This is a genomic window from uncultured Mucilaginibacter sp. (assembly GCF_903913935.1).
Lineage (GTDB): Bacteria > Bacteroidota > Bacteroidia > Sphingobacteriales > Sphingobacteriaceae > Mucilaginibacter.
This window is the reverse complement of the sequence record NZ_CAIWNH010000565.1, coordinates 1-17280: the sequence shown is the minus strand read 5'-3', so window position 1 is coordinate 17280 and position 17280 is coordinate 1. Positions and strand designations below refer to the sequence as shown.

Sequence of the window (17280 nt, the reverse complement as noted above, 5' to 3'; positions counted from 1 at the left end):
CCTTTCACCTTTCGCCTTTCACCTTTCACCTTTCGCCTTTCACCTTTCGCCTTTCGCCTTTCACCTTTCACCTTTCGCCTTTCGCCTTTCACCTTTCACCTTTCGCCTTTCACCTTTCGCCTTTCACCTTTCACCTTTCACCTTTCGCCTTTCACCTACGCCATAGCGTACATTTCTTCCCGTTGTTTCTGTACTATTTCGCTGTTGATGTACTCATCGTAGGTCATCAGCTTATCTATCGTACCGCCGGGGGTCAGTTCAATAATACGGTTGGCTACAGTTTCTACCAGTTCATGGTCACGAGAGGTGAACAGGATGGTGCCGCGGAAGTCCTTCATGCCATTATTCAGGGCGGTGATGGATTCCAGGTCCAGGTGGTTGGTAGGTTCGTCAAACATCAGCAAATTGGCCGATTGCAGCATCATGCGGCTAAACATGCAGCGCATTTTTTCACCGCCTGACAGCACATTGCTTTTCTTTAAAACTTCTTCACCGCTAAACAGCATCCGGCCTAAAAAGCCCCGGATAAACTGGTCGTCTTTGTCGCCGGTTGAATATTCGCGCAGCCAGTCGATCAGGTTATCATCTTTGCCTTTAAAATATTCGGCATTATCAATAGGTATATCGGCGTAATTAATAGTTACACCCCATTTAAATTCGCCTTTATAATCCTTATCCCTGCCTGTTAAAATATTGTAAAAAGCGGTAGTTGCCAAACTGTTTTGCGACAGGATAGCAATTTTATCGCCTTTGTTTACCATCAGGCGCACATTGTCAAATAAAAGTTCGCCGTTCAAAGTCTTTTTCAGGTTCTCTACCTGCAGCACCTGGTCACCTGCTTCGCGCCCCTGGTTGTTGAAGATAATGCCCGGGTATTTACGGTTAGAGGGTTGGATCTCGTCGATATTGATCTTATCCAATGCCTTTTTACGACTGGTAGCTTGTTTTGATTTGGAAGCATTAGCGCTGAAACGGCGGATAAACTCCTGCAGTTCTTTCACCCTGTCTTCGGTCTTTTTATTCTGATCTGAACGTTGTTTTAATGCCAGTTGGCTCGATTCGTACCAGAAGGTATAGTTACCGGTGTAGATGGTCATTTTTGCAAAATCAATATCTACCACATGGGTACAAACCGTATCCAGGAAGTGCCTGTCGTGCGAAACTACCAGCACAATAGCTTCATAAGATGCCAGAAAATCTTCCAGCCAGCCAACGGTATGGATGTCAAGGTCATTGGTAGGCTCATCCAGTAACAAAATATCAGGTTTGCCAAAAAGGGCCTGCGCTAATAACACGCGCACCTTTTGTGTGTTATCAAGGTCTTTTACCAACTGGTAATGAAATTCTTCTTTAATGCCCAAATTGCTCAAAAGGGTAGCGGCATTGCTTTCCGCATTCCAGCCATCCATTTCGGCAAACTGGTGTTCCAGTTCCCCGGCACGTTCGCCATCAGCATCGCTAAAATCTTCCTTCAGGTAAATGGCATCTTTTTCTTTCATGATGGCATACATTTCCTTATGCCCCATCATTACCGTTTCAATTACTGTAAAGTTGTCAAATGCATAGTGGTCCTGGCTCAATACCGCCATACGTTCGCCGGGAGTAAAACTATAAGATCCGCTTGAAGGGTCGATTTCGCCCGAAAGGATCTTCATGAACGTGGATTTACCGGCACCGTTGGCACCGATGATGCCATAACAATTGCCATTGGTAAATTTAAGGTTTACATCTTCGAAGAGCGTACGTTTACCATAACGTAAAGATAAATTGGATACCGTGATCATGCTGCGTGCTGTACTTTTTTCGGCAAAAATACGTTAAATACTCATCAGTTAGCGATTTAACTTTCAATTAACCGTTATTTGGCATCATTTCGGAGTAACATTATCCACATGTAGCCGCCTTAACTGTTAATATGTTAATAAATTAACTTAACACAATAGTAACTTGATAGGCAATTTTACGTTATACAAGGGAATAGGGATTTAACCAATTATTAATAAACAATTATGGCACTATTAATTGCATTGCTAATTATGGTGAACGTATTAGTTTTAGTGAGACAATTAGAGAGAAGGAAGGAATATTAATTCCGAATAATTGCTTAAGAGAAGAGTACGTTTAACTTAATATTGAACCTAAAGTCTGGGTTTGATGATCTGTCAGTTTTTGTAATGGACCCGAAGCGACTATTTTGAGCATCATGTTCAGGTCGGCTGAAATCGAAAATACAACATCTGTTTTGTTATCGACTGAAAATAGCTCCCATTTTAATTCTAAATCAAATGGTGGTTTTTCAGCAGGGATAATTTTTATCTCTTTATCAGGTACCCGGCTTCCCACTTTAAGGCTGAGTTTAGCCATGTTTTGCACATTAAAACTCGCCGTATCCGCTGTTGAAACCCAATCCATAATGTTTTCGGGCATTAGTTGCTGATGATTATTCAAATCAGCTAAAAAACTATAAACTTCGTGTACGGGCCGGTTTATACTTATCCGGCTTTCAAAAACTTTCATTTATTTGCGATAGTAAATTGATAATTAAATATTTTGTGGTTTAATTCAGGCGGCTACTGCTAACTGCCACTGCAAACTACCTACTTTCCCCACTCAGAGGGATTCTCGCGCCAGTTTTTTAATATTTGAATATCGTTTTCAGATATGTATTGATTTTCGGCGGCATATTTAATTAATGCATTGTAGTTTGATAAGGTGAAAAAAGGACAATTTGCCTGTTTAAAATTATCTGCAGCAATATCAAAGCCGTAGGTAAAAATAGCCGCAAGGCCCGCAACATCATAACCTGCGCTGCGTAAAGCTTCAACTGCCTGCAAACTGCTTTTACCGGTTGATATCAGATCCTCAATTACAACAACCCGTTTGCCTGTTAATATTTCGCCTTCAATCAGGCTGCCTGTGCCATGATCTTTGGGTTTTGAGCGCACATAAATAAACGGCAGCCCCAATTCCTGGGCCACTAATGCCCCTTGTGGGATACCGGCAGTTGCCACACCGGCAATACAGCCAACGGCACCAAAAACTTCCTGGATCTGGCGGGTTAATTGCTGCCTGATGTAAGTGCGTATAGTAGGATGTGACAGGGTTATGCGGTTATCACAATAAATAGGCGACTTCCAACCCGAAGCCCATGTAAAAGGATTATTGGGTTGTAATTTAATTGCTTTAATTTGCAGCAGAAATTCAGCAACCTGGTTTTCAATCTCGGATTTATCAAACATGGCCCAAAAATACAGAATTTATATTAACGAAAAGGTGATCCTGGTAACAGAAACTAAACCTAAAAAAAAGAATGGATATGAATTGCTTGACGGTGAGGCATTTGATTTGAAAATAATTTATACCTGGATTTCGGCACGGAAAAATAATTTATTCTGCGTGGTTTGCAAGGATGCCAAAGCATTTTTAAAGCAGGTGAAGAAAAGTGTGATGCTGATTGAAGCCGCAGGCGGCCTGGTTAAGAATGAGGCAGGCGAATACCTGTTTATCTACCGTAACGGGAAATGGGATCTCCCGAAAGGAAAAATTGAAAAAGACGAAAAGGTTAAAGAAGCTGCTGTACGTGAAGTTGAGGAAGAATGCGGGATAAAAGTTAGCGAACTTGGAAAAAAAATATGCAAAACTTACCATGTTTATTTAAACAGGGGCGTATTGGTGTTAAAAAAAACACACTGGTTTGATATGCATTGCGCCGGAAAGTTTTTGCTGAAGCCACAAATAGAAGAAGGTATAACCGACGTGCGCTGGTTTAAAAAAGAGCATGTTGAACCTATTATTGCCAACACTTTTCCGTCCATTATGGATGTTTTGGTGGAGGATGGGATTGTAAAGGAAGATTCAGGAGTCAGGAGCCGGGAACCAGTATAAAAAGAGCCAGGAGTCAAGCGCCAGGAGTCAAGATAAAAAAGTAATATTGAATCATGAATTTCGAATGTCAAACGCCGAAGTCACTTCATTATTCAACATTCATTATTTGATATTAATTACGACTAAAGGACAGTTCAAGCCTTTTATCCTGACTCCTGGTTCTTGGCTCTTGACTCTATCCCCTAAAGATATTCCAGTGCTTCTTTCGGAATAAACTGGCTTACATCGCCATTATAACGCATAATTTCGCGAACGATGCTTGAACTGATAGACGAATAGCCCGGCTTACTCACAATAAAAATACTTTCAATTTCAGGTTCGAGCGAGTGGTTCATTTGTGCGATGGCCTTTTCATATTCAAAATCGGATACGGTACGGATGCCGCGGATCATATAAGCTGCGCCAATGCTTTTGCAAAATGCGACGGTTAAACCTTCATAGGCTACGACATGGATCCTGGGGTCGTTTTGAAAAACTGCCCGTAACATTTGCTCCCTTTTTTCAACACTGAGCAACCCTTTTTTTGTACTGTTAACACCAATACCGATATAAATCTTATCGAAAAGGCTAGCCGATCGTTTTACAATATCAACGTGGGCCTTGGTAACCGGATCGAAAGAACCTGGAAAAAGCGCTATCTTCATTAGCTGGGTATAAATGTGTCATCGCAAATTTATAAATCATTATTTAAATATCCCTTAAATAATGTTCAACGCGATAAAATAGCTGTTAACAATGTGCGGCCTGAACCATAACGCTTGCATTTTGTGTTTGCCTCACCTAAATCACCTCCAAAGGAGAGGCCGTCGATGCAAATCGGTTATTTATTAACTCCCTTTCCTTTGGAGAGGGCCGGGGTGAGGCGAATACCGCCATAAAATAGCTGTTAACAATAAAATAACAGGCCAAAACATGCCGAATTGCAACCTTATGTTATAGGTATCGTATTAGCCTTAGATTAACAGATGAAATACTATATAAAGCTACTACGCCCCAAAGACTGGGCCAAAAACATGTTCCTGTTTATACCTTCATTTTTTGCAGGGCACTTTTTTGTGTTCCATAAAATTGAAATTTTGCTGGCAGGCTTTGCAGCATTTTGCTGTATGGCAAGCAGTATATATATCATCAACGATTACCGCGATATTGAAAATGACAGGAAACATCCTGTAAAATCAAAACGGCCGCTGGCTTCTGGAAAAGTGCCTGCCGGGATCGCAATAACCATCAGTATTTTATTGGTGTTACTGGGTGGCTTTTTAGCATGGCTGGCAAATCCGGACGGCTGGTTCCTGGTTATTTTAGGTGCATACTATATAATGAACCTTGCTTACTGCTTCGGGCTAAAAAATATAGCCATACTGGATATGATCATCATTGCCCTGGGATTTGTGCTGAGGGTGAAAGGCGGCGCCATCATTGCTAACCTTGAAATATCATCATGGTTGATCATCATGACGTTCCTGCTGGCATTGTTTATGGCTATCGGCAAACGCCGCGATGATCTTTTGCTCCAGGATAGTTCGGGGGCGTCGATGCGAAAATCGTTGAGCGGTTATAACCTTAGTTTTTTGGATACCATGCTCGGGCTTTTCAGCGCTATAATTATTGTGGCCTATATTAACTATACAGTTGCCCCTGATTCTATTTTGCGCCTGGGCACTTACCGGTTATATTATACCAGTATATTTGTAATAGCCGGGATAATGCGATACCTGCAGGTTGTTTTTGTAAAGAAAGATTCCGGATCGCCAACAGATATTCTTTATAAAGACCGTTTTATACAAGTAACTATCGTTTTATGGATTGCCTGTTTTTTTACCATTTTATATCTGCCTCAAACCCCAATTTTTAATAAATGAAAAAGAATATAGGAAATTGGGGTAATTACCCGGTTATTGAAAGTAACGAAGAGAGTTTTGTTTTTGATGAACAACTGGACGTTTTGATCAAAGAAGCACAGCCGTTTATTCCAAGAGGCAACGGTCGCTGTTATGGCGATGCCTCTTTGGGCGAAAGAACGATATCAACACTCAAATATGACAAGATCCTTTCCTTTGATACTGAGAAAGGAATTTTTGAATGCCAAAGCGGTATAACCCTCGATCAGGTGCTCACCGTTATTGTGCCAGCCGGATGGTTTTTACCGGTAACCCCCGGCACTAAATTTATAACCATAGGAGGGGCGCTGGGAAGTGATGTGCATGGTAAAAATCATCACGTAGACGGTTCAATATCCAATCATATAATCGATTTTGATCTGCTGCTTGCATCAGGCGAAATGGTGACTTGTTCTCCTGAAAATTATCCCGATCTTTTTGAAGCTACATTTGGTGGGATGGGCCTTACCGGGCTGATAACCCGCGTAAAATTCAGGCTGAAAAAGATTGAGACTTCTTTGATCCGCCAAAAACAAATAAAGGCGGCAAACCTGCAGGAGCTGATAGCGCTTTTTGATGAATATAAAGATTATACTTATTCTGTAGCCTGGATAGATTGCCTGAAAAAAGGCAAGCATTTTGGCCGCAGTATTTTAATGCTGGGCGAACATGCTGCATTGGCGGAGATCTCTGAAAATGACCGGAAAGATCCCTTGAAACTTCCAAAGAATAAGCAGATCGTTTTTCCGTTTAATTTGCCCTCGTGGGTTTTAAATTCGTTTACGGTTAAGGCTTTTAATTTATTATATTACACCAAGAATTTTAAAAAGGAGATCAATAACATCGTATCGTATGAGCCTTTCTTTTACCCGTTGGATGCTGTTTTGCATTGGAACCGGATGTACGGAAAAAGCGGATTTGTACAATACCAGTTTGTTTTGCCCTTAAGCGCTAAAGATGGTTTGATAGAGATATTGCACCGGATTTCGGATGAGGGCCTTGGCTCGTTCCTGGCGGTATTAAAAGTTTTTGGGAAGCAGGAAAGCATGATCTCATTTCCGAAGGAAGGTTATACGCTGGCGCTGGATTTTCCGGTAAGAAAAGGTTTACTAAGCTTTCTGGACGAGCTGGACGAATTGGTTTTAAAATACCATGGTCGGCTGTACATGTCAAAAGATGCCCGGATGAAACCCGGAATGCTGGTTGCCGGATACCCGGAATTGGAGAAATTTAAACAAATCATCAAAAAATATAACCCTGACGGAAAGATCAGGTCTGTGCAGTCTGATCGTTTACTATTAACTGCCGGTAACTAAAAATATACATGGAAACTGTTTTGATACTGGGCGCTACTTCTGACATCGGCATCGCGATAGCAAAAAAATTTGCTGCCGAAAAATACAATATACAACTGGCCGCCCGGAAACCCGCTCAATTAGAAGCTGTACAGTCTGATATAAAGATCAGGTACGGTGTAGATTGTACCATGCACGCTTTTGACGCGTTGCAATACCATACGCATTCGCTGTTCTTTGACACTTTAAGCCCAAAACCTGATATTACTATTTCTATATTCGGTATTATGGATGAGGAAGACGAGGCATTTGAGAACTGGAACCTTACCCAGCGGATGATCGACACCAATTATACCGGGGCGGTGTCTGTGTTGAATATCGCCGCTAAGTTTTATACAAAACGTAAAAACGGAACCATTATCGGTATCAGTTCCGTAGCCGGCGACAGGGGCAGGGCGAGTAAATTGATCTATGGAAGTTCGAAAGCGGCTTTTAATGCTTACTTATCCGGCTTGCGGAATAAATGTTATGATGATAATGTACATGTGATGACCGTTAAACCCGGCTTCGTTTATACGCGGATGACCGAAAATATGAAGCTGCCGGCACTGCTTACCTCAACACCAAACCAGGTGGCCGGGGCAGTTTTTAAGAGTTTTGAGAAAAGAAAAAATGTAATTTATATCAAGTGGTTCTGGCGGTATATCATGCTCATTATCAAAAATATCCCTGAATTTCAATTTAAAAAGATGAAACTGTGAGGAAGATTGCGTTTTTTGATTTTGATGGTACTATAACTACCACGGATACCCTTTTTGAAGTAATAAAGTATCATAAAGGCAAAACAAAATTTTATATGGGGCTTTTGCTTAATCTGCCTTATTTAATCGGATTTAAAATTAAACTAATTACGAACCAATATGCTAAAGAAAAATTTCTTGAATATTTTTTTAAAGGGATGGAGTTTTCCAAATTCCAGAAAATCTGCGATGATTTTGCAACCGGTACCTTGCCGTCAGTTATCCGCCCGGGAGCAGCTGCTGAGATCCAGAAATTAAAGTATACGGGCTTCGAGGTTGTGATCGTGTCTGCCTCTGCAGAGAACTGGATAAAAGCCTGGGCTGATGAAATTGGGGTTCAATTAATTGGTAGCCAGCTCGAAATTGCCGACGACAAGGTCACCGGAAAATTAATGGGTAACAATTGTAATGGAGGAGAAAAAGTTGCCAGGATAAAGTTGGTATACGATCTGGCTGATTTCGATGAAATAGTGGCCTACGGGGATACTACAGGCGATAAACCTATGTTAGCGCTGGCAACCAAATCATTCTACAAGCCATTTAGACAATAATTTTAGAGACGCAAAATATTACGTCTCTAATACTTTTCGGCCTTTATATTCTTATCAATTTGTCTATTGCCGCTTTTGCACCTGGCTTTAGTTTAAATGACAATATTGTATAAGAATTATTTTTAAAAATAACAGTACTTAATGCAAATGAGGGATACTTGTATTTTTTAAAGTCGTCGTTTGACAATAATATATCGCTCACATTGTAATCGGAAAATAACTTGTAATCTGTAATTCCGCCGTTCGTTAGGTAGGATAACATCTCATTTCTGTCATTTTCCCGTTCTTCATAACTTACATAAGGGTTGGAAAAAAAGGTTTCAATGGAGACCATTTTTATCGCCGTAGGCATAACCGGAAAAAGCGACAGGCCATGTTCGCAAAGTAAAACGTGATCCAGCGGGATGTTTTTGGATATAAAATTGTACACGGCTATTTTGTCTGATTGTTTTCCTTTTTCAATCGCCTGGGCTCTCAGCTCAGTAAAATCATATCGGCTGGAATAAATCGGATAATATATCAACGCATAAAGCAGCACACAAATAATGACAAGGGTGTCCGGCAACTTTAGCTTTGGATTCCCTTCTTTCAATCCTTTTAAACGCCCCACTAACCATGTTAACAGGAAGATAAACCCAAACCCAAAAAAGATGGATTGCAGCGCCTTCAGGTAAAAGAAATAGTGGAACGCAGGGATGGTATCAGGCAATGTAATATGCAGCATGTGATCAAGTGTAGGCACTGCTGATTCGTAAATATACATCCCTAAACAAATAAAAAACCAGTGCCATACAATCTTTTGAAGTATCGGCTGGTCAAATTTCTTATAAAACCAGATCATCCCAATTACTGAAATAATGAGGGAAAATGTCACGTTTTGTTTCAGCAAATCTAATGTATACCTGCGGGCAAATATACCCGGGGCGCATTCCAAAGTTTCGTGGTTAATAAAGTGCAAATGGTATTTGCCGAATACGTAATAAAGGAACGGGAACGCAAAAATGATAAATGGCACCACGGCATATATTCCCTGCAGGAAATACTTTCCGATAGCGGAATAATCTTTAGTCCAGAACGCCTCGATGACCTTTCTGCCCTGGATACAGATCATGATCAGGATAATAATAAAAACAGGCGCCGAATGCCCCAAAAACGTTATGCCCAACGAAGCGCCAAAGATGATAAACCAAAAAAGCTTTTGTTCGGCAAATGCCTTGTAGCAAAAGAAGATCGTTATGTAAAAGGTAAATTGTGAAAACGTATCAGAAAGAAGCCATGGTGAATAGGTTGCGCCTCCCCAGCAGGGTAAATTCCCATTCACTAAAAAGAAAAAGCAGAGCAGTGCAGGCAAGGCAACTTTATAGTCGAAAAGTTTCACCACCATAAAGAAAAATGCAATAGGGCTAATTATATTTATAAAAGCGCCGGCTCGGGCTACCACAATATTTATAGGGAGGCCGGTAAGTTTTACCACCAGGGTCTCGAGCAGAAAAAGCATGGGGTTGTACCACATGTATTGCCCCGTCATATTGGGGTCCTGGCCATAATGTCCGTCAAGGGTACTCCGGATGTAAGCAATATCGCGGTCGAAATCCGGTTCATTAGCCCAATGCAGATCGTGTATGGTTTTATAACATTGGATAAAAGCAGCAATCAGCATCAGGACGAAGGCAAACAGGTACTTATTTTTATCTGTCGGCTTCATGCGTCAGGGGTAATAGAAGTGATCAATAGCAGTTGTTTAACTATACAAAAATATATAAATTAATATATATCCTACTGACCGCCCATGTAATTTTGTTATTATTTCCCGAAAAAATTAAAGTAATAGGTTACCAAAAACGGAATTTTAAAGTATTAACTTATTTATTTTCATATATTGTAACAGTATGATTGTTTTTCCATCCCTGATCTCCCCGGTGTCAATCATACCATAGGCTTTAGCGAAGGGCAATTCAAGCACCTCAATATGCTCATCTTCATCGTCCGCGCCGCCGCCATCACTTACTTTCATGCCTTTATCATACTCCGCTATAAAAAAATACAGGATCTCGGTAACTGATCCGGGCGACATGTAAGCTTCAAATACCTTTTTTACGGCAGTTATTTGATACCCGGTTTCTTCTTCGGTTTCGCGCCTGATGCAGTCTTCCGGATTATCTTTATCCAGCAACCCTGCGCAGCACTCTATCAGCATGCCATTTTCATTGCCATTGATGTAGGTTGGCAGCCTGAATTGCCGTGTCAGGATAACTGTTTGACGCGCTTTGCTGTATAGCAGGATAGTGGCGCCGTTGCCCCGGTCGTAAGCTTCACGGTTTTGCATTTGGGTGCTACCATCCTTTAAAGTAGCCTCAAACGTTATTTTTTTTAAAGTGTACCAGTTATCCGAAAGAATCTCGGTATGGCGTATTTCAATTTTCTTCATTTATATTGATCAAATTTGATTAATAATGATTATTTTTGAACAAATTAAGAGGAATAAAATGAACTTTCCAAAAAGAAAGCAAAAAATACTGGCTCAACTGGATAAAGATGGGGAGGTTGACGTTAAACAACTGGCGGATGACCTGCAGATTTCGGAGATCACCGCACGCCGCGATTTAAACCAACTGGCAGCCGATGGCTTGCTTTACCGTACCCATGGCGGCGCAACAAAGGTTAATCCCTTTGAAAAACCGCATGATTTTTTGAATAAGGGCGCGCAAAACGCCACCGCAAAAGATGAAATATGCCGGATTGCAGCCGGTCAGATAAACGATGGCGATGTCATTTTTATGGATTGTGGCAGCACCGTTTTCAGGTTATGCCAGTTCATCAAAAATAAAAAAATCAAAGTGATCACTAATTCGCTGCCGGTGATCTACGAATTGCAAAATTGCTCGGTCTCGCTTAATATTATCGGCGGAGAATTTGATAAAGAAAGGCAGGCAGTACATGGTAGCATGGCCATCGAACATATCTCAAAATACCGGGCCTCAAAAGCATTTTTGGGGATTGATGGCATATCTAAAAACGGGCTATTTGCCGGCAGCGAGAATGAGGCAAGTATTACAACCTCTTTTGCTGCTAACAGTGCCTATACGTATTTGCTTTGCGATGCCAGTAAAATTGGCAGGGAATCGTATTTAAGATTTGCGGATTTGAGCCTTATAAATGCGATAATTACTGACGCTGCTATAGATAAACTTTTGGGGATAGAGGAACAGGGAATAATTATCCTGAATGCAAAAAAGTGAATTTTGGCGACGTTTGCTTTAATTTTCTTCAAGCCCTCGTACGCCTCACCTAAAGAGGCTGTCTCAAAAGTCGATTGTATCAAAAGGTTACCAAATAATATTTGCCTTTGCGTTCTCGTCTCCGTGATCTCCGTGGTTAAATTTTACCACAGAGTGCTCAAAGAAGGCGCAGAGAGGCACAGAGTTTTTATAGCGCAAAATATAATTTTGTATAATCCGTCTTTGTTCTACTTATGATACAGCCTCCTTCAACTTCGCTTTTTTTAGCCCTCTCCTTTGGAGAGGGTTGGATGAGGCCGCTAAACCATCCTAAAAAACGAAAATGACGAATGCCCGTAGCGGCGCTGTTCAACAAAAGCGGGATGGTTGCTCAAATTTTGCATGGACTGGTGCTCGACAATTAACAAACCATCGGGCAGTAGCATATTCTTTTCAAAAATTACCTTTGGTATTTCGGGGATCCGGTTCAAATCGTAGGGAGGATCGGCAAATATCAGGTCAAATTGTTCGGTTTCCAGCTGTAGGTATTTAAAAACATCATCTTTATAAGCCTTAATGTTAGCTAAACCATGCTGGCGGGCGGTATCTTTCAGGTAGTGCACGCATTGGATACTCCGGTCAACTGAGGTTACCTGTGCTGCACCGCGGGAAGCAAATTCCATCGAAATATTGCCGGTGCCGCTAAACAGGTCGAGCACCCTTATTCCTTCAAATTCAATCTGGTTTTGTAAAATATTAAACAGGGCCTCCTTTGCCAGGTCGGTCGTAGGGCGTACAGGCAGGTTTTTTGGAGGATTAAGCCTTAACCCTTTTAATAAGCCTCCGATGATCCGCATAACGATAAAGCGGCAAGTGCCAGTAGTTTATGTGAGGGAATTTGCCCGGGCAATTCTAAAACTTTTTGCCCGTTTATTTCAATCTTCGGGAAGAATTCGGCGAGCCGTTTCATAGTCTTATCATCCAGACTGATATCACCGCTTAAAACCAGCGTGGCCGATTGTGGCTTTAAACGAAGCTCTTCGGCAACCACCGTGGCGAAATAAACCAGGTCATCTTCGTGGCTGAATTCAAATATATTATAAAACCTGAGGCTCCGTCCTGAAAAGTTTAGTATTTGGACCTGGCTTTTACCCACTTCGATATATAGATTATCACTTGGTGGATTGCTTTTTATGATTGCCTGAATCCAGCCCTGTGCAGTATAAACAGTATTTTGAAAGCCGAATTTTTCAACTGCGGCAGCAATATATCCGGGAGTTTTATAGATGATATTGTTTTCCGCATCAAGAAGCTGGGCGAATACCTTTTCGTTTTCTTTTACGTCAAGGAAACGGGCGTAGTCAGGCACAAGCGAATCGCTGAATAGTTTTTTGGGGACTAAGGTTAAGCTCGTCGCCGGTAAGCCGATGATTACCTTTTTATAGGTGGCCGATAACAACTCACTTAATTGCTTGGGGTGGGCTAGTTCATCAAGGTCGCAGTTTTGTGCTGACACCAGCAACCTGTTTTGATAAACAACCGCGTAGCTGAAAGAGGTTGGTTCAACCAGCAAAAGTAAAGTATAGCTGTAAGCCTGGTACAGGTTAAAGCTATTATCTGTGTAATTGTTGTTGTTTTCGTCCATGCAGATACGCAAAAGTAACTAAATTTTGTTATTTGCTATCTGTAATATGATTGAATATTAAAATGTGTTGTTGCTAGGGTAAAAATATTTAAGCACTTTCGGGCTGCAATGAAGGTTGCTGCATCGATGGTATGTGTATATGATTTGCCTTAACGGGTGTGATAGTTTGTTTGCCCTTCTTAAAATAACGCATTACAAGTGGCTGAAACCAATTTTCAAGTCCATAAGCAATGATGGCTATTATGGGTAAACTAACAACGGCGTAAAGCAGCACATTGTGAATGTATTTCGAGAAAATAAACAATACAGTATAATGACTGATGTATAAGGGGTAGGAGTATTTTCCTGTCATTGAACCTGCTTGATCAATGAATTTTAACACGAAACCCTTTAGTTTGAGTTTTTCGATTATGAAACCAACAGCCACATAAACATAAGGAAAGGTACTGTAAACAATGGTGTTTGTTAGCGGCATGTACCTGATAGTTAGGGCGGCAATAACAAAAAGGGTATGCGGAATGATAAGGTAGATCATTTTAATCTTTTTTCCTGCCGGGGGCAACTGTAAACAAAACCTGAAAAAAGGGATGGCAAAAATCGAGAAGATAAAATACTTTAACGGGTCATAAAAGTTCGCTGAAAATTGCATTCTCGAAATGAGCGGAAGTATACCCAAACCGAAAAGGACGGTATATTTTTCAACATAAAAAAGGTTACGGTATTCATAAATGTAGTAGCCCACCAACCATACCGATGAAAATGCAAATACAGCAATAATATGGGTAAATGCGTCCCTGTCGGTCTTTAAAAAGAAAGCAGGGATAGCAATAAGGGCGATAATAAACCAATAAAACAAAGCCTTTTTCTGGTTGCGGCCGATGGTAAATGAAAACAAAACATAAAAAGCCACTTCAAAAGCAAGCGACCATACAGGCAGGTTGCTCTCGATACTCGGAACAATGTATCCCATATAATCCTTCATGGTGCTTACGATCAAAAAGTTGCCCAGGATAACTTTAAAAGAGGGGAAAACACTACCGGTAATATAAAGTGCAAATAAGCCGAGCAACATGCCCATAACAAACTGCGGGTAGATACGGATAAACCTGTTTTTGATGAATTCTTCCCTTGTTTTCGGTTTCCTGCTTTCTGACAGATTGATCACCAGTCCTGAGAGCATGAAAAACATGATTAAAGCGTCAGTACCCCAATAAGCGGTAAGGTGAGTAGGATGCCCGGTAGGCGCCAGGAAAGCCATGTGCCAGCCAACAATAAACAGGCATGACATGCCTCTCAGGAATTCGAGATAGGTTATTTTCATTTGATTACAAAGGGGTATCAGTGCCTTTTACGGAAATTTTTTGATTTGGGTTATCCGTGGATGCTAAAATTCAACAAAGCAGGAGCGGATATTACGCGGGTTTAATATGTTAAGTGATATTACGGCCGATTTGACCTATTTTTGCCAACAAAACCACTCACCTAATCAACTTAATCAACCAATCAACTACCTTTACACCCGTGTCGACAGAACATTTTCAAAAAGCATTTCCGCATGAGGCAACGCCGCAGCAGTTGGAGCTGTTTGGCAAGCTGCATACTTTTTTGATAAGCAATAATGGCGACGAATGCTTTATACTGAAAGGATATGCCGGAACCGGTAAAACAACCGTTTTGGGCGCCCTGGTAAAAGTGCTGCGGAATTACAATTTCAAATATGTGCTGCTGGCGCCAACCGGCCGCGCCGCCAAGGTGATCACTGCCTATTCGGGCCGCAAGGCTTTTACTATTCATAAAAAAATCTATCGCAAAAAATCGGCGGCCAATGTGGATGAAGGGTTTTTATTGGGCGATAACCTGGCGGATAACACGCTTTTTATTGTTGATGAGGCATCCATGATCAGCGATGAGATTGGTATGGGCCACCGCGCTTCTTTGCTTTATGATCTCATTAACTTTGTTTATAACACCAAAAACTGCAAACTAATGCTGGTGGGTGATACGGCGCAGCTGCCGCCGGTGGGTTCAATTGATAGCCCGGCACTGGATGCTTTGTTAATGAAAGATAAATTTGGATTGGACATTTATAGCTTTGAATTGACAGATGTTTTGCGCCAGCAAAAAGATTCGGGGATCTTGTTCAATGCCACAAAGGTTAGGGATATGATCCGCAGGAAAAAGGAAAATATGCCCAAAATTGTTACTAAAGGCTATAAAGATATTTTCAGGATGGGCGGCGACGTGCTTGAGGAAGGTCTTAATTATGCCTATAGCAAATACGGACACGATAATTCGCTGGTCATTTGCCGTTCTAACAAGAATGCGAACGCTTATAACCGGCAGATCCGTGGGAGGATCTTGTACCGCGAAGAAGAATTAACCGGCGGCGACCAGGTGATGGTGGTTAAAAACAACTATTTCTGGATGCAGGACCAGGAGGAGGGAAGCACAGGTTTTATCGCCAATGGCGATATCGCCCGAATTAAAAAAGTACGCCGCACGGAAGATATGTACGGTTTTCGATTTGCTGATGTGCAGATGGAGTTTATTGACTATGCCGAAGATCCTGTGTTTGATTGCAAGATCATGCTGGATACCTTGTACACCGAAGCGCCCGCATTGCCCCAGGATGACCAGAAAAGGTTTTACCTGGAGGTAATGAAGGATTACGACCATATCCAAAACAAACGCGCAAAATGGAACGAGCTGAAGCAAAACCCATACTATAATGCCCTCCAGATAAAATTTGCATACGCTATTACCTGTCACAAGGCCCAGGGCGGCCAATGGGATGCCGTTTTTGTTGATCAAGGCTATCTGACCGAAGAAATGGTGAACACCGACTTTTTGCGCTGGTTTTATACGGCCTGTACCCGCGCAACCAAAGAGTTGTTTTTGGTGAATTTTAACCAGGTTTTTTTTACCGGCGCGGAGAAAGATTGATGGAATCGGCTATTCTGAATTAAACGGTTCGAAACAAACCGCCCTGTTTTGTGGTTGTATTTTAAATAGATACTTAACAGGAGATCCGTCATGAAAACATATAATAATTTAGTGGAAGCCACTAACGACCTGATGAAACGGGGGTATACTGAAAATCTTAGTCTTGAAGGTGATACAGTTGACGATAAGGATAAAAAGATCCAAATGACCTCAGACGATTTTGAAATTGACGAGTTTTATCGTTTCGAGGGGGCAAGCAACCCGGATGACATGTCGATCATATACGCCGTTACCTCACGTAAATATAATTTGAAGGGCATATTGGTGAATGCGTTTGGTACGTATGCCAATACCAGCACCTCGGCCATTGAAGCTAAACTGCATCACCACCAGGTAAGCCATCATTTGCATGGCGAGGACAGGCCGGTGTAATAAGCGTTGCAGTTTTATAGTAGCAGTTGCAGTTTTTAGGCGCCACTTTACTCAAAAGCCACTAATTGCTGCTATTGCTCCTTTCTAATGCAGCAAGCAACTTCCGCCCCCTTGACTGGATAGCCGGAGTACCGTTACGCATTAAAAATTGTATTTGCTCCGCCAACTCTTCTTTTATCCATGGGTAACGGAAGCGCAAATTAAATAGCGCCTCGCCGGCGAAAACTTTTACAGCGATCTTTACTTTCGGATCAATCATCCAGTCGAAGCATTGCTCAACAGTTGGTTCAAGGTCTGTTTGCTGAATTTTATTTTTGATAAAAGGTAAGGCTTTTGGATTGGTAATGTGCACAATGATCTTGGCGTAATGGCGTTTGCAGCTTTGGTGTTTTACTTCCTTGATGCGAGATAGCAGGTATTCAAGATCAGGTTCATATCGCGCCGGGTCTTCCAGGAAAAGATTTTCCAAAATCCAGGCTGCCCTGAAGGCTATGTTTTTACCGGGATGAAAAGTAATGTCGACGAGGTCGCGCAGCGCAAATTGCTGTTCTTTTAATATCCGGCTCAATGTAAGCACTTTGGTTTTGCCGATTGTGCCTGATATTTGATGAATAAACTGAGTTTGGGTGAT

At 41.5% G+C, this 17280-nt stretch carries 18 protein-coding genes; 8 read left to right on the top strand and 10 right to left on the bottom strand.

Annotated features, from left to right (window positions below):
* Nucleotides 1-155 precede the first annotated feature (155 nt).
* The 3 genes from QZY09_RS22950 to pyrE form a co-directional block, all read right to left on the bottom strand.
* On the bottom strand, nt 156-1784 hold the full coding sequence (locus QZY09_RS22950; protein ID WP_295676586.1) for an ABC-F family ATP-binding cassette domain-containing protein: 1629 nt from the start codon (nt 1782-1784) through the stop codon (nt 156-158).
* A 337-nt stretch (nt 1785-2121) separates the two neighbouring features.
* Nucleotides 2122-2517, bottom strand: a complete 396-nt coding sequence (locus QZY09_RS22945; RefSeq protein ID WP_295676584.1) for an SRPBCC family protein — start codon at nt 2515-2517, stop codon at nt 2122-2124.
* A gap of 80 nt (nt 2518-2597) precedes the next feature.
* Nucleotides 2598-3239 (bottom strand): orotate phosphoribosyltransferase, encoded by a 642-nt coding sequence (gene pyrE, locus QZY09_RS22940; RefSeq protein WP_295676581.1) that lies wholly within the window; start codon nt 3237-3239, stop codon nt 2598-2600.
* Here pyrE and QZY09_RS22935 point away from each other — a divergent pair.
* Nucleotides 3238-3885: an NUDIX domain-containing protein gene (locus QZY09_RS22935; protein ID WP_295676577.1), complete on the top strand. Its 648-nt coding sequence runs from the start codon at nt 3238-3240 to the stop codon at nt 3883-3885. The two genes, pyrE and QZY09_RS22935, sit on opposite strands and share 2 nt — an antisense overlap.
* A gap of 182 nt (nt 3886-4067) precedes the next feature.
* On the opposite strand, the gene coaD is transcribed toward QZY09_RS22935, so the two are convergent.
* On the bottom strand, nt 4068-4529 hold the full coding sequence (gene coaD, locus QZY09_RS22930; RefSeq protein ID WP_295676574.1) for a pantetheine-phosphate adenylyltransferase: 462 nt from the start codon (nt 4527-4529) through the stop codon (nt 4068-4070).
* Between the two features lie 321 nt (nt 4530-4850).
* Between coaD and QZY09_RS22925 the strand changes: the two genes are divergently transcribed.
* Genes QZY09_RS22925 through QZY09_RS22910 form a run of 4 tightly spaced genes read left to right on the top strand, consistent with a single transcriptional unit; the run spans nt 4851 to nt 8411 of the window.
* On the top strand, nt 4851-5747 hold the full coding sequence (locus tag QZY09_RS22925; RefSeq protein WP_295676572.1) for a decaprenyl-phosphate phosphoribosyltransferase: 897 nt from the start codon (nt 4851-4853) through the stop codon (nt 5745-5747).
* Complete coding sequence (locus QZY09_RS22920) at nt 5744-7081, top strand: FAD-binding oxidoreductase (RefSeq protein WP_295676570.1); 1338 nt, start codon at nt 5744-5746, stop codon at nt 7079-7081. Before QZY09_RS22925 ends, QZY09_RS22920 begins: the two co-directional genes overlap by 4 nt.
* Nucleotides 7082-7089: 8 nt before the next feature.
* Complete coding sequence (locus QZY09_RS22915; protein WP_295676569.1) at nt 7090-7821, top strand: SDR family oxidoreductase; 732 nt, start codon at nt 7090-7092, stop codon at nt 7819-7821.
* Entirely contained in the window at nt 7818-8411 is a 594-nt protein-coding gene (locus QZY09_RS22910) for an HAD family hydrolase (protein ID WP_295676566.1), read from the top strand. The genes QZY09_RS22915 and QZY09_RS22910 overlap by 4 nt, the downstream gene beginning before the upstream one ends.
* 43 nt (nt 8412-8454) lie before the next feature.
* Here the strand turns inward: QZY09_RS22910 and QZY09_RS22905 are convergent, their stop codons facing one another.
* Both QZY09_RS22905 and nudK read right to left on the bottom strand, forming a co-directional pair.
* Complete coding sequence (locus QZY09_RS22905) at nt 8455-10116, bottom strand: hypothetical protein (protein ID WP_295676564.1); 1662 nt, start codon at nt 10114-10116, stop codon at nt 8455-8457.
* Between the two features lie 144 nt (nt 10117-10260).
* Nucleotides 10261-10839, bottom strand: a complete 579-nt coding sequence (gene nudK / locus QZY09_RS22900) for a GDP-mannose pyrophosphatase NudK (protein WP_295676562.1) — start codon at nt 10837-10839, stop codon at nt 10261-10263.
* 58 nt (nt 10840-10897) lie between these two features.
* Between nudK and QZY09_RS22895 the strand changes: the two genes are divergently transcribed.
* Entirely contained in the window at nt 10898-11650 is a 753-nt protein-coding gene (locus QZY09_RS22895) for a DeoR/GlpR family DNA-binding transcription regulator (protein WP_295676560.1), read from the top strand.
* Between the two features lie 299 nt (nt 11651-11949).
* Here the strand turns inward: QZY09_RS22895 and rsmD are convergent, their stop codons facing one another.
* The 3 genes from rsmD to QZY09_RS22880 form a co-directional block, all read right to left on the bottom strand.
* A complete protein-coding gene (gene rsmD, locus QZY09_RS22890) occupies nt 11950-12486 on the bottom strand; it encodes a 16S rRNA (guanine(966)-N(2))-methyltransferase RsmD (protein WP_295676558.1) in 537 nt (178 codons plus the stop codon).
* On the bottom strand, nt 12462-13274 hold the full coding sequence (locus tag QZY09_RS22885; protein ID WP_295676555.1) for a DUF3822 family protein: 813 nt from the start codon (nt 13272-13274) through the stop codon (nt 12462-12464). The genes rsmD and QZY09_RS22885 overlap by 25 nt, the downstream gene beginning before the upstream one ends.
* A gap of 88 nt (nt 13275-13362) precedes the next feature.
* Nucleotides 13363-14595 (bottom strand): acyltransferase family protein, encoded by a 1233-nt coding sequence (locus tag QZY09_RS22880; protein WP_295676553.1) that lies wholly within the window; start codon nt 14593-14595, stop codon nt 13363-13365.
* 200 nt (nt 14596-14795) lie between these two features.
* Between QZY09_RS22880 and QZY09_RS22875 the strand changes: the two genes are divergently transcribed.
* A complete protein-coding gene (locus QZY09_RS22875; RefSeq protein ID WP_295676551.1) occupies nt 14796-16217 on the top strand; it encodes an AAA family ATPase in 1422 nt (473 codons plus the stop codon).
* A gap of 90 nt (nt 16218-16307) precedes the next feature.
* Nucleotides 16308-16649 carry a phosphoribosylpyrophosphate synthetase gene (locus QZY09_RS22870; protein ID WP_295676549.1) on the top strand — a complete coding sequence of 114 codons (342 nt, stop codon included), beginning with the start codon at nt 16308-16310 and terminating at the stop codon, nt 16647-16649.
* 61 nt (nt 16650-16710) lie between these two features.
* On the opposite strand, the gene QZY09_RS22865 is transcribed toward QZY09_RS22870, so the two are convergent.
* A partial coding sequence (locus QZY09_RS22865) for a hypothetical protein (RefSeq protein ID WP_295676547.1) occupies nt 16711-17280 on the bottom strand: 570 nt, incomplete at its 5' end.

What these genes read in the sequence shown, in the direction of transcription:
- QZY09_RS22880 (WP_295676553.1), bottom strand. Translation starts at nt 14,595, where the DNA reads ATGAAAATAACCTATCTCGAATTCCTGAGAGGCATGTCATGCCTGTTT.
- QZY09_RS22950 (WP_295676586.1), bottom strand. Translation starts at nt 1,784, where the DNA reads ATGATCACGGTATCCAATTTATCTTTACGTTATGGTAAACGTACGCTC.
- nudK (WP_295676562.1), bottom strand. Translation starts at nt 10,839, where the DNA reads ATGAAGAAAATTGAAATACGCCATACCGAGATTCTTTCGGATAACTGG.
- rsmD (WP_295676558.1), bottom strand. Translation starts at nt 12,486, where the DNA reads ATGCGGATCATCGGAGGCTTATTAAAAGGGTTAAGGCTTAATCCTCCA.
- QZY09_RS22945 (WP_295676584.1), bottom strand. Translation starts at nt 2,517, where the DNA reads ATGAAAGTTTTTGAAAGCCGGATAAGTATAAACCGGCCCGTACACGAA.
- QZY09_RS22925 (WP_295676572.1), top strand. Translation starts at nt 4,851, where the DNA reads ATGAAATACTATATAAAGCTACTACGCCCCAAAGACTGGGCCAAAAAC.
- QZY09_RS22905 (WP_295676564.1), bottom strand. Translation starts at nt 10,116, where the DNA reads ATGAAGCCGACAGATAAAAATAAGTACCTGTTTGCCTTCGTCCTGATG.
- coaD (WP_295676574.1), bottom strand. Translation starts at nt 4,529, where the DNA reads ATGAAGATAGCGCTTTTTCCAGGTTCTTTCGATCCGGTTACCAAGGCC.
- QZY09_RS22915 (WP_295676569.1), top strand. Translation starts at nt 7,090, where the DNA reads ATGGAAACTGTTTTGATACTGGGCGCTACTTCTGACATCGGCATCGCG.
- QZY09_RS22935 (WP_295676577.1), top strand. Translation starts at nt 3,238, where the DNA reads ATGGCCCAAAAATACAGAATTTATATTAACGAAAAGGTGATCCTGGTA.
- QZY09_RS22895 (WP_295676560.1), top strand. Translation starts at nt 10,898, where the DNA reads ATGAACTTTCCAAAAAGAAAGCAAAAAATACTGGCTCAACTGGATAAA.
- QZY09_RS22920 (WP_295676570.1), top strand. Translation starts at nt 5,744, where the DNA reads ATGAAAAAGAATATAGGAAATTGGGGTAATTACCCGGTTATTGAAAGT.
- QZY09_RS22885 (WP_295676555.1), bottom strand. Translation starts at nt 13,274, where the DNA reads ATGGACGAAAACAACAACAATTACACAGATAATAGCTTTAACCTGTAC.
- QZY09_RS22870 (WP_295676549.1), top strand. Translation starts at nt 16,308, where the DNA reads ATGAAAACATATAATAATTTAGTGGAAGCCACTAACGACCTGATGAAA.
- pyrE (WP_295676581.1), bottom strand. Translation starts at nt 3,239, where the DNA reads ATGTTTGATAAATCCGAGATTGAAAACCAGGTTGCTGAATTTCTGCTG.